9 protein-coding genes are annotated in these 12,145 nt (G+C 70.4%); 4 read left to right on the top strand and 5 right to left on the bottom strand.

Translation table 11 applies throughout. From position 1 onward, the window contains the following. Positions 1–81 precede the first annotated feature (81 nt). The 3 genes from ilvN to ACQRWP_RS01150 all read right to left on the bottom strand — a co-directional run bounded on the left by ilvN (position 82) and on the right by ACQRWP_RS01150 (position 5,020). The gene (gene ilvN / locus ACQRWP_RS01160) at positions 82–597 is read right to left on the bottom strand and encodes an acetolactate synthase small subunit (protein ID WP_088946549.1); all 516 of its coding nucleotides are present in this window, start codon (positions 595–597) and stop codon (positions 82–84) included. Further along, positions 597–2,477 carry an acetolactate synthase large subunit gene (locus ACQRWP_RS01155; RefSeq protein WP_430500426.1) on the bottom strand — a complete coding sequence of 627 codons (1,881 nt, stop codon included), beginning with the start codon at positions 2,475–2,477 and terminating at the stop codon, positions 597–599. Before ACQRWP_RS01155 ends, ilvN begins: the two co-directional genes overlap by 1 nt. A 188-nt stretch (positions 2,478–2,665) precedes the next feature. Beyond that, complete coding sequence (locus tag ACQRWP_RS01150; RefSeq protein WP_430503380.1) at positions 2,666–5,020, bottom strand: putative bifunctional diguanylate cyclase/phosphodiesterase; 2,355 nt, start codon at positions 5,018–5,020, stop codon at positions 2,666–2,668. Between the two features lie 129 nt (positions 5,021–5,149). Between ACQRWP_RS01150 and ilvD the strand changes: the two genes are divergently transcribed. Then, positions 5,150–6,997 carry a dihydroxy-acid dehydratase gene (gene ilvD / locus ACQRWP_RS01145; RefSeq protein ID WP_430500425.1) on the top strand — a complete coding sequence of 616 codons (1,848 nt, stop codon included), beginning with the start codon at positions 5,150–5,152 and terminating at the stop codon, positions 6,995–6,997. A gap of 126 nt (positions 6,998–7,123) precedes the next feature. After that, a complete protein-coding gene (locus ACQRWP_RS01140) occupies positions 7,124–7,966 on the top strand; it encodes a hypothetical protein (RefSeq protein WP_430500424.1) in 843 nt (280 codons plus the stop codon). 116 nt (positions 7,967–8,082) lie between these two features. Here ACQRWP_RS01140 and ACQRWP_RS01135 read toward each other — a convergent pair whose 3' ends face one another. Together ACQRWP_RS01135 and ACQRWP_RS01130 are read right to left on the bottom strand one after the other, a co-directional pair. Continuing rightward, positions 8,083–8,910 (bottom strand): DUF3152 domain-containing protein, encoded by an 828-nt coding sequence (locus ACQRWP_RS01135; protein WP_430500423.1) that lies wholly within the window; start codon positions 8,908–8,910, stop codon positions 8,083–8,085. Positions 8,911–9,086: 176 nt separating this feature from the next. Continuing rightward, complete coding sequence (locus tag ACQRWP_RS01130; RefSeq protein ID WP_430500422.1) at positions 9,087–10,262, bottom strand: ROK family transcriptional regulator; 1,176 nt, start codon at positions 10,260–10,262, stop codon at positions 9,087–9,089. A 163-nt stretch (positions 10,263–10,425) separates the two neighbouring features. Here ACQRWP_RS01130 and ACQRWP_RS01125 point away from each other — a divergent pair, with 163 nt between their 5' ends. After that, positions 10,426–11,154, top strand: a complete 729-nt coding sequence (locus ACQRWP_RS01125; protein WP_210781094.1) for an amino acid ABC transporter ATP-binding protein — start codon at positions 10,426–10,428, stop codon at positions 11,152–11,154. Between the two features lie 19 nt (positions 11,155–11,173). Further along, a complete protein-coding gene (locus tag ACQRWP_RS01120) occupies positions 11,174–12,142 on the top strand; it encodes a glutamate ABC transporter substrate-binding protein (RefSeq protein ID WP_430500421.1) in 969 nt (322 codons plus the stop codon). The last annotated feature ends 3 nt before the right edge of the window (positions 12,143–12,145 follow it).

The raw sequence follows: 12,145 nt of genomic DNA, 5'->3' as shown, positions 1-12,145 counted from the left end.
TCGTACGACGGCCGGGGCGGCCCGTCGTGGTCTGTGCGGATGAATTCGCCGGACGGCCGGCCGGGGCCGGCCGGCGGCGGGTCAGGCGGCCCGCAGCGCGGGACCGGCGGTGATCGAACGCGAGCCGCGCCCGATGGCCACCAGCCCGGACTGGACCATTTCCTTGATGCCGAAGGCCTCGAGGTCGCGCAGCAGCGCGTCGAGCTTGTCCGGGGTGCCGGTGGCCTCGATGGTCAGCGTGTCCGGTGCGACGTCGACCACCCGGGCGCGGAACAGGTTGACGGTCTCCAGCACCTGCGACCGCGCGGACCGGTCGGCGCGAACCTTCACCAGCAGCAACTCCCGGGCAACCGAGACCTGCGGATCCAGCTCAACGATCTTGAGCACGTTGACCAGCTTGTTCAGCTGCTTGGTGACCTGCTCCAGCGGGGACGACTCCGCGTTGACCACGATGGTGATCCGCGAGACGTCCGGGTTCTCGGTCTCGCCGACCGCGAGGCTGTCGATGTTGAACCCGCGCCGGGAGAACAGGCCGGAGACCCGGGCGAGCACGCCCGGCTTGTTCTCCACCAGCACGGACAAAGTGTGCATCGTCATTAAATGTCATCCTCGTCGAAGGCCGGGCGGACGCCGCGGGCGAACATGATCTCGTCGTTGCTGGTGCCGGCCGCGACCATCGGCCACACCATCGCGTCCTTGCCGACCACGAAGTCGATCACCACGGGCGCGTCGTTGATCTCCATGGCGGCGGCGATGGTCTTGTCCACGTCATCCGCGCTCTCGCACCGCAGCCCGACGCAGCCCAGGGCCTCGGCGAGCTTGACGAAATCGGGGATGCGGTGCTTGTGGGTGCCCAGCTCGGTGTTGGAGTAGCGCTCGTTGTAGAAGAGCGTCTGCCACTGCCGGACCATGCCGAGATTGCCGTTGTTGATGACGGCGATCTTGACCGGGATGCCCTCCAGCGCGCAGGTGGCCAACTCCTGGTTGGTCATCTGGAAGCAGCCGTCCCCGTCCACCGCCCAGACCACCGTGTCCGGCTTGCCGACCTTGGCGCCCATCGCCGCCGGCACCGCGTAGCCCATCGTGCCGAGGCCGCCGGAATTCAACCAGGTGTACGGCTTCTCGTAGGAGATGAACTGCGACGCCCACATCTGGTGCTGGCCCACCCCGGCCACGAAGATGGCGTCCGGGCCGACGATCTCGCCCAGCCGCTTGATGACGTACTGCGGGGACAGGGTCCCGTCGACCGGCTCGTCGTAGCCCAGCGGGTAACGGTTGCGCAGATCGTCCAGCTGCGTCCACCAGTCACCGAGGTCGGCGGTGCGTCCCGCCGACCGCTCGGCGGTGACCGCGGCGATCAGCTCGTCGATGACGTGCTTGGCGTCGCCGACGATCGGCACGTCCACGTGCCGGTTCTTGCCGATCTCGGCGGGGTCGATGTCCGCGTGCACCACTGCCGCGTCCGGGGCGAACGAGTCCAGTTTGCCGGTGACCCGATCGTCGAAGCGCGCGCCCAACGCGACGATCAGATCCGCCTTCTGCAGGCCGTAGACCGCAGCGACCGTGCCGTGCATGCCGGGCATCCCGAGGTGCTGCTGGTGCGAGTCGGGGAACGCGCCGAGCGCCATCAGCGTGGTGACGACCGGGATGCCGGTCAGCTCGGCCAGCCGGCGCAGCCCGTCGGTGGCACCGGCCTTGAGCACCCCGCCGCCCACGTAGAGCACCGGCCGTCGGGCTGCGGCCATCAGCCGCGCCGCCTCCCGGATCTGCTTGCCGTGTGGGTGCAGGGTGGGCCGGTAGCCGGGCAGGTCCAGGGTGGGCGGCCAGGAGAAGGTGGTCGGGGCCTGGAGCACGTCCTTGGGGATGTCGACCAGCACCGGGCCGGGTCGCCCGCTGCTGGCCAGGTGGAACGCCTCGGCCAGCACCCGGGGGATCTCCTCGGCGTTCTGCACGAGGAAGTTGTGCTTGGTGATCGGCAGGGTGATGCCCTGGATGTCGGCTTCCTGGAAGCCGTCGGTGCCGATCAACGGGCTGGCCACCTGCCCGGTGATCGCCACCATCGCCACCGAGTCCATGTACGCGTCCGCGATCGGGGTGACCAGGTTCGTCGCGCCCGGGCCGGAGGTGGCGATGCAGACGCCGACCTTGCCGGTGGCCTGCGCGTAGCCGGTCGCCGCGTGCCCCGCGCCCTGCTCGTGTCGCACCAGGATGTGCCGGACCGTCGAGTCGTAGAGCGGGTCGTACGCCGGCAGGATCGCGCCGCCCGGAATGCCGAAGACGACGTCGACCTCGAGCGCCTCAAGGGACCGCACGAGCGAGCCGGCCCCGGAGATCGGGGTCGCGGCGGCGGGCCGTACCGCCGGGACGGCCGGGGTGGCCGTGCGCGTGGCGGCCTGGTCGACGTCGAGGGTCGGGTCGGCGGCCGCGCGGGCCCGGCGGGCGGTGTGGGCGAGGGTCTCGGGCGTGGGTCTCGTCATGGCGGTTCTGGCCTTCGGCTGGAGTGGCTGGTGGCTAGTCAAGCGATGCGACGCGGGCGCGGCCCGCTTCGCCAGGTTCCGATGGCAATAAAAACGGCCCTCGTGCAGATGCACGGGGCCAGCGCACTCTCGGTGAGGGAGAGTGCGCTCAGGTAAGTACTCGCAGCGACCGGTACGACGACATGCGGCTAAGCCTGACGCATCTCACGCGATGAGTCAACTGATCCCACATGTTGGTTAACGGAGGTCGGCGCGTCGGCCGGCGACGCGCCATCGGCAGGCGGGGTGAGCTGCCCGGACCCGCCCGGAGCGCGACGTGGCGCGGGCACCGGAGCGGGGCGCGCGCCCGGGGACGTGGCCGCCTCCAGCATCGCCTCCAGGTGCTCGGCCGGCACCCCCCAGCCGAAGAGCGCGCCCTGGCCGAAACGGCAACCGGCGGCCACCACAGCGGCCAACTCGGTCGGGGTGGTCACCCCCTCGGCGATCACCTCCAGCCCCAACTGGTGGCCCAGGCGCATGACGATGTCGACCATCGGGGCGAACGCCGGGCCGTCCTGGCCGACCGGACGGACCGGCTCGTGCTCGGCGACCAGACTGTGGTCGATCTTGAGGATGTCGATCGGCAACCGGCGCAGCTGCCCCAGCGACGAGTAGCCGGCCCCGAAGTCGTCCAGCGCGATCCGGACACCGGTCAACCGCAGCGCGGTGAGCCGCCGGATCAGCTCGTCCAGGTCGGTGGCGACCGCGTGCTCGGTGACCTCCAGCACCAGCCGCTGCGGCGGCACGTGATGGGCGCGCAGCGCCTCGGCGACCTGGACCACGTACTCCGGGGCGTGCAGCTCGCGTGGGGAGACGTTGACCGACACCCAGACGTCGTGCCCGTCCGCCAGCCACCGGGAGAGCTGGTAACAGGCCTGATGCAGCACCCAGGCGCCGAGCGGGGCGATCATGCCGCACTCCTCGGCGAGCGGGATGAACTCGTCCGGACGCACGTTGCCCAGCTCAGGATGGTGCCAACGGAGCAGCGCCTCGGCGCCGACCGGCCGCACCGACGGCAGCGACGCCACCGGCTGGAACGCCAACCGCAGCTCGTCGCGGTCGATGGCCCCGCGCAGCTCGTGCTCCACAGTCGTACGCCGACGCAGCAGTAGGTCGTACGCGGCGTCGTACCGCTCGATGCGGTTCTTGCCACGCTGCTTGGCGTAGCGCAACGCCAGGTCGGCGTGGCGCAGCAGCAGCTCCACGTCCGGCTCGTCGGCCCAGTCGGCCACCCCGATGCTCACCGACAGGAAGACCGGCCCCTCCGGCTGGTCGTAGGGCCGGTTGAGCACCCCGAGGAGCCGTTCGGCGACCCGGTCCGCCTCGACCGGCCGGCCCTGCATGAGTACGGCGAACTCGTCGCCACCCAACCGGGCGGCCACGTCGCCGGGGCGCAGGTTGCCGCGCAGCCGCCGGCCCACCTCGGCCAGCACGGCGTCGCCCACGTCGTGGCCCCGCATGTCGTTGACGTTCTTGAAGCCGTCCAGGTCCAGGCCGAGCAGCACACACGGGTTGTGGTCCGCGGCGTTGCGGTGCAGCGCCCGGAGCAGCCCGCGCCGGTTCGCCAACGACGTCAGCGGATCGGTGTGCGCCAGCTCACGGAAGTGCGCCTCCCGCTCGGCCAGGCGGCCCGCGTACCCCCGGACGTCGCGCAGGGTGAGGTACTGCCGTGCCACCAGGGCGAAGCCCTCCACGCTGCCGGCCACGATGCCCGCCGCGGTGAACCGGCCGTCCTGGGCGAGGTGGTACATCGCCGAGGCGGCCATCGCCAGCATCGGGGCGATCGCGTACTCGCCGTCGCTCCCGACCAGGTCCAGGTCGACCTGCCCCGGCCGGTCGGCCCGGTACACCGCGAGCGCCACGGTCAGCAGGCCGGCGGCGAGTACCGCCGCACCGGTCAGCGCCATTGTCGGCCCGGCCTGGCAGAGCCCGGCGCTCAGGCCCAGCCCGCCGCAGGTCACCGCGCTGATGCCGGCACCCAGCGCGGCGAGCCGTCGACGTGGGGTGGCGGCCCGGAAGACGATGATCACGACAAGCCCGGCACCGAGCGCGGCGCTCACAGTGGCCACCAGGATCGCCGGGCAGGCCATCGGGGTGGCGGCACCGAGCAACCGGGTGGGCTCGGAGAAGAGCACCCAACCGACGAACCACAGCGCCGCCGCCATGACCAAGCCGTCCAGGGCGAGCCGGGCCGTTCCCGCCGCGTTGGCGGCCACCCCGGGCAGCCGGAGCAGACCAGCGGCGAAGGCCAGCCCGCTCACCGCCGTGCCGATCGCCACCACTGTCGCCCAACCGGTGCGCTGACCCTGCTCGTGGGCCCAGTGGTCGTTGGCGCTGAGCGCGGCGAGCACCCCGGTCAGGAGGCTGAGCAGACCCCCTCCGGCGGCCGCTGCGAGCAGCACGTGTGCCGGTCGACGCCGCCCCGTCCGCCGCCGGGCGACGACGGTCAGCAGCACGACGGCCACCGCGGCGACGAGCCCGCTGAGCGCCGCGACAGCGACCATGCCCGGTGGAAAATGCACGCCTCCAAGAGTGCCGGATGGGCGCACGTCATGGGGGGCTGAGTGTGCATCTGTTGGGACACGGCAGATACCCGGGTGGGCCGGCGTGCCGACGGTGTCATGCTGGTATGCATGCCTGAGCTGCGGTCGAGGACCTCCACACACGGTCGGACGATGGCCGGCGCCCGGGCCCTCTGGCGGGCCACCGGGATGACCGACGACGATTTCGGCAAGCCGATCGTCGCCATCGCCAACAGTTTCACCCAGTTCGTGCCTGGTCACGTACACCTCAAGGACATGGGTGGCCTGGTCGCCGACGCGGTCGCCGAGGCCGGCGGGGTGGGCCGGGAGTTCAACACCATCGCGGTCGACGACGGCATCGCCATGGGCCACGGCGGCATGCTCTACTCGCTGCCGAGCCGTGAGCTGATCGCCGACGCGGTCGAATACATGGTCAACGCGCACTGCGCGGACGCCCTGGTCTGCATCTCCAACTGCGACAAGATCACCCCCGGGATGTTGCTGGCCGCGTTGCGGCTCAACATCCCGACCGTCTTCGTCTCCGGCGGCCCGATGGAGGCCGGCAAGACGATGGCGATCGAGGGCGTCGTGCACAGCAAGATCGACCTGATCGACGCGATGATCGCCTCCTCGAACGAGGCGGTCACCGACGAGCAGCTCGGTGAGATCGAACGCTCCGCCTGCCCGACCTGCGGCTCCTGCTCCGGCATGTTCACCGCCAACTCGATGAACTGCCTCACCGAGGCGATCGGGCTCGCGCTGCCCGGCAACGGTTCGACGCTGGCCACCCACGCCGCCCGCCGGTCGCTCTTCGTCGAGGCCGGCCGGACCGTCGTGGAGATCTCCAAGCGGTGGTACGACGGCGACGACGACTCGGTGCTGCCGCGTACTGTCGCCTCCAAGGCCGCCTTCGAGAACGCTGTCGCCCTGGACGTGGCGATGGGCGGCTCCACCAACACGGTGCTGCACCTGCTCGCCGCCGCCCGCGAGGCGGAGATGGACTTCGGCGTCACCGACATCGACGCAATCTCCCGGCGGGTGCCGTGCCTGGCCAAGGTCGCGCCGAACTCGCCGAACTACCACATGGAGGACGTGCACCGTGCCGGCGGCATCCCGGCGATCCTCGGCGAACTGGACCGGGGCGGGCAGCTCAACCGGAACGTGCACGCCGTGCACTCCCCCTCGCTGGCGCAGTGGCTGACCGACTGGGACGTGCGCGGTGGCTCCCCCACCCCGACGGCCGTCGAGCTGTTCCACGCCGCTCCCGGTGGGGTGCGCACCACCGAGCCGTTCTCCACCACCAACCGGTGGTCGTCGCTGGACACCGACGCGGCCGGCGGCTGCATCCGGGACCGCGAGCACGCCTACTCCGAAGACGGTGGGCTGGCCATCCTGCACGGCAACCTGGCGCCCGAGGGCAGCGTGGTGAAGACCGCCGGCGTGCCGGACGACTGCCTGACCTTCCGTGGCCCGGCGAAGGTCTACGAGTCGCAGGACGACGCGGTGACCGCGATCCTCGCCAAGCAGGTGGTCGCCGGGGACGTCGTGGTGATCCGGTACGAGGGGCCCAAGGGCGGCCCCGGCATGCAGGAGATGCTCTACCCCACCTCGTTCCTCAAGGGACGCGGGCTGGGCCGCTCCTGTGCGCTGCTCACCGACGGCCGTTTCTCCGGTGGCACCTCCGGGCTCTCCATCGGGCACGTCTCCCCCGAGGCGGCCTCCGGCGGGCTGATCGCCCTGGTCCGCGACGGCGACGAGGTCGTCATCGACATCCCAGGCCGGTCAATCGAGCTGAACGTGCCCGCCGAGGAGCTGGAGGCACGGCGGGTGGCCGAGGAGAAGCGCGACAAGCCGTACACCCCGACCGATCGGCAGCGCCCGGTGTCGGCGGCGCTGCGCGCGTACGCCTCGATGGCCACGTCGGCCAGCGACGGCGCCTACCGCCGCGTCCCGGAGTAACCACCGCTCGCGATCGACGCTGGATCACCGATGTAGTCGGCGAAACACGGTCCGCGGATGTCGGTCGCGTGGGCTAGCGTGTCGTCGATCGATTCGGGGAGAGCCCGGATTCCAGCGGGAAGAGGCGTGTACGTGTCATTTGGCAAGAAGTTCGTGGCTGTGGCGGCCTCGGCGCTCACCGCGCTCGCTGTCTCCGGGTGCGGCACGACGTCCGGCGGATCCGACGCGCCCAAGCAGCCCAGTGTCCTGGAGCTACTGGCCAGTGACCTGAAGGGGTCGCTGCAGAAGACCGCCGAGGCCACCGACAAGAGCGACTCGGTGACCGTGACGATGACGGGCACGGCGGGCGGCGAGAAGGTCTCGATGAAGGGCGTCCTGGACCTCGGCGACCCGGTCAAGGCCGAGATGACGACGACGGACGAGAAGGGCGCCGCGACGATCGTCCGGATGGTCGGCGCGGTCATCTACGTCGAGATTCCGGCCGAGGACCGCGCGGAGATGGACGGCAAGCGCTGGATGAAGATGGACCTGGGCGCCGCCGGCAAGCAGGCCGGGATGAACTTCGGCAAGCAGTTCGAGGACATCGACCCGACCAAGCAGGTCAAGACGCTGCTCGCCACCGAGGGCACGAAGGTGGTCGGGCAGGAGACGGTGAACGGGACGGCCACCGTCCACTACACAGTCACCACGCCGATGGCGACCTACCTTCAGCAGATCGACGCGAAGCTGCGGGCGGGCGTCGAGCAGCAGATGACCAAGATGGGCGTCAAGGACATCACCACCGACCTGTGGGTCGACGAGCAGTACCGGCCCAGCCGGGCAACCATGAAGATGGGCCCGCTGGGCGACCTGGTGATGGACTACACCGACTACGGCAAGGCGGTGACCATCGAGACGCCGCCGACGGCGGAGACCTTCGACTTCGCCGAGATGCTCAAGGGCCTGCAGGGTCTGACCACCACCAGCTGATCGGTTCGGTGTTCGGGCGGGCTCGGCGTCACGCCGGGCCCGCCCGTTCCGTTCCGTACTGCCGGTGCGCATGCCGAGCCGCCCGCCGGGCAGTGATCACCACGAGGTCCGTGCGGTCAGGACGGCGCCCACGGTCCGCTGACGAACTGGCCGTTGCCGACGAACGGGCTGACGTTGGGCACGCACCCGCCCAGGCCCATCGTCTGGGTCATCATGACCGGGGCCGGCTTGCCGCGACCGCCACACTTCATGTGGGCGAAGCCGAGGAAGTGACCGAACTCGTGATTGATCACGCCGGCGTGGTACTCGTCGATGCTGACCGGGTATCCCGGTGAGCCTTGGAGCCACCGCCGCAGATTGATCATGATGGTCTTGCCGTACTTGCAGGAGTAGACGCCCTCGGTGTCGACGCCGCTCGCGCCGCAGAGTCTGTCCACTGTCCTCGGTGTCGCGAGTCGCACGTCGACGTCGACAGTCGAGCTGCCGACCCGCTGGAAGGACCACGACGCCCGGGTCAGGTTCACCGCGGAGTTGGTGACCGGGTGCTGCGCGGACGTGGCCCATCCGTTCGGTGCGGCCAGCACCTGTTCGATGCTCGCGGCGAACCGGTCCGGCTTCCAGGCGGGGACGTCACCCCAGGCGATGCCCTTCTCCACCGAGACGCTGTAGCGCACCCGCTTCTTGCCCTTGCCGATCACGCGACCGTTGCCGGTGGCGGTGGTGAAGGTGCCGGCGGCCCTGGTGGGGATCTGCGCGTCGGTCGGGATCTCCGGAGTCGGGCTGGAGGTCGGCGTATCGCTGGGACTCGGAGCTGAGCTCTGCGTACTCGGGCCGGAGGGTGGGACTTCGGCCTGCCCGGACGCCGGTGCCGACAAGCCACAGGCGGCGGTTGCCAGCACCAATGCCAACGAGATCGGCACGAGCAGCCGTCCGTTGATCCGCACGTCGAAACCTCCAGGAGCAGTCACGGGTGAGTGAGGAACACCGGAAGGCTACGTGACTGCCTGTAAGGAAACTGTCAGGACGATCGGTGCCGGCATACGCGGAAAAGCACATAGATCCGGCATGCAACACAGAGAAAGGTCACACCAGGTGACCACCGCTGTCGCTTTGAGCGAGGTCAGGCGGGCGCCACGACGTGGTCGATCACCAGGTGGGCGGCACCGGTGATGCCGACGTCCTGGCCGGCGGCGACCCGTTCGATGAGCAGCGTCTGGGTGGCCAGCGGAAGGCACCGCTCGTAGAGGGTGGCCCGCATGCTGGCCAGCAGCGGCTCGCAGTCGGCGAGCCGACCACCGATGGCCACCACCTGCGGGTTGAAGAAGTTGACCACCACGGCCAGGATCTCGCCGACGGCGCGGCCGGCCTGCCTCGCGAGGGCGGTGGCCTGCCGGTCACCGTCGTCGATCAGGCGGATCACACCGGTCAGGTCGGAGACCGGCACGCCCTGCTCCCGGAGCGCGGTGACCAGGGCGGCGCCGCTGGCCACCGCCTCCAGGCAACCGGCGTTTCCGCAGGTGCACGGTGGCGCGGGGTCGGCCACCACCCGGCAGTGGCTGATGTCCCCGGCCGAGCCCTGCGCGCCCCGGTGCAACCGTCCACTGGAGATCACACCGGAGCCGATTCCGGTGCCAGCCTTGATGTAGATGGCGTGGTCCAACTCGGGATGCGCGGTGCGGTGTGCGCCGAGCGCCATCAGGTTGGCGTCGTTGTCCACGATGACCGGCACGTCGACGCGGCCGGCGCAGAACGCGGCGACGTCGAAGCCGTTCCAACCGGGCATCCGTGAAGGGCTGACGATCCGCCCGGTGGCATGTTGCACCGGACCGGGAATCCCGATGCCGACGCCGCGGAGCGCACCCGACGCCGAGCCGCCGTCGGCCGCCGGACCGCTGCCCACCAGCGTGGCGACCTCGGCCAGCAGGGCGCCGAGCACCGCCTCCGGGCCGTCCTCGATGCGGACCGGCAGGGTGCGGGCCTGGACCACCCGCCCGGAGAGATCCAGTGCGCCGACGCGGGCGTGATGCGCGCCGAGGTCGATGGCGCCGACCACGGCGCCGCCGGTGGGCACGGCGAGCTGGCGGGGTCGCCGCCCACCCCGGGACCTCCCGGCGCCGGTCTCCTCCAGCAACCCCTGGCTGATCAACGCCTCGACCCGCTGGGAAACCGTGGACGGGGAGAGCCCGGAGAGGCGGGACAGGTCGGCCCGACTGACGGCCGCACCGGTGGCCACCCAGCGCAGTAGCTCCCGGGGGCCGCCCCGGAGGGCATCGCGTGGCGCGTCGTCAATCGTCACGTCAGCTTCTTAGCACCCGGAGTTTGTTCAAGCAACCGGTTGACTTAGTTTGCTAGCTACCTTTAGATGGCGCTGTTGGTTCGATATGAAGCTGGCTTAGTTTTGTAGTCGAAGGAAGTGAGGCCGCCTGGTGGCACCGGAGACGACGGGTGCGGACCGACCGATGGTGTCGGTACGCGGCCTGAACAAGTGGTTCGGTCCGCTGCACGTGCTCAAGGACATCGACCTCACGGTGGCCGCCGGCGAGGTGGTCGTCGTGGTGGGGCCCTCCGGCTCCGGCAAGTCGACCCTGTGCCGCTGCCTCAACCGGCTGGAGACCGCCGGGCAGGGCAGCGTCGAGATCGACGGTGAGCCGTTGCCCGCCGAGGGCCGAGCGCTGGCTCGGCTACGCGCCGATGTCGGCATGGTCTTCCAGTCCTTCAACCTCTTCGGCCACAAGACGGTGCTGGACAACATCACCCTCGGCCCCACCCGGGTCCGCCGGATCCCCCGACCCGAGGCGCGGCAGCAGGCGATGGCCCTGCTGGAGCGCGTCGGTATCGCCGACAAGGCAGACCACCACCCGGCCCAGCTCTCCGGCGGGCAGCAGCAGCGGGCCGCGATCGCCCGGGCCCTGGCGATGCAACCGAAGGTGCTGCTCTTCGACGAGCCGACCTCGGCGCTCGACCCGGAAATGGTCAACGAGGTGCTCGACGTGATGGTCTCCCTCGCCGCCGAGGGGATGACCATGATCGTGGTGACCCACGAGATGGGCTTTGCCCGTCGCGCCGCCGACCGGGTGGTCTTCATGGACGACGGCCGGATCGTCGAATCCGGCGCACCCGACGACTTCTTCGCAGCTCCGCGCACCGAGCGGGCCCGCGACTTCCTATCCAAGATCCTCCAGCACTAGCCCCCAACGGGAGGGTGTCATGTCAATCCTCAAGATGAGCTTCACCGGGCGGCGGTCGCTCGCCCTCACCGCCACCGCGGTGGCGGTGGCCCTCGCTGCCGCCGGCTGCGGCGGCGACAGCGGCGGCAGCGCTCCGACGCTGCCCGGCAACCCCGGCCTGGGCGGCGACGGCGTGGTCGCCCAGTCGGTGTACGACGCCGCCCCGGTGGCCACCGACGCGGACATCCCGGCCGGTTCGACGATGGAGACGATCCGCAAGCGCGGCTACCTGAACATCGGCGGATCCCTGGACGCGCCGCTGCTCGCCCAGCAGAACCCGGTCAGCGGCACCATCGAGGGCTTCGACGCCGACATGGCGAAGTTGCTGGCGAAGTACATCATCGGCAAGCCCGAGGTGAAGACGACGACCATCGGCACCCAGACCCGGGAGGCCATGCTCCAGGCCAAGTCGGTGGACGTTGTCTTCCAGACGTACACGATCACCCCGCAGCGGGCCACCCAGGTCGCCTTCGCCGGGCCGTACCTCACCTCCGGCCTCGCGGTCGGGGTCCGCAAGGACGACACCTCGATCAAGAGCGTCAAGGACCTCGCCGGCAAGACCGTGATCGTCGGGGCGAACACCCCCGCCGTCACCGCGCTGCCCTCCGCCGCGCCCGGCTCGAAGCAGATCGCCTTCGGCACCGACCCGCAGGCGTTGCAGGCGCTGCTTCAGAAGCGCGGCGACGCGTACGTGCAGGACTTCACGCTGCTCGCCTCGGGCGCCAAGGCGAACCCGGGGATGAAGGTGGTGGGCGAGCCGTTCACCACCGAGGCGTACGGCATCGGCCTCAACAAGGAGGACGCGCAGTTCAAGGAGTTCGTCAACAACTGGCTGAAGAAGATCCAGGCCGACGGCACGTGGGCGAAGGTCTGGGAAGGCACCCTCGGCTCGGTGGTGGAGGGTGGGGCGCCCACCCCGCCCGCCCTCGGTTCCGCCGACGGCTCCTGAGCA

This window comes from Micromonospora trifolii (assembly GCF_050516465.1).
Classification (GTDB): Bacteria; Actinomycetota; Actinomycetes; order Mycobacteriales; family Micromonosporaceae; genus Micromonospora; species Micromonospora trifolii.
The sequence above is the reverse complement of the archived record's forward strand: the minus strand, read 5'-3'. Positions and strand labels throughout refer to the sequence as shown.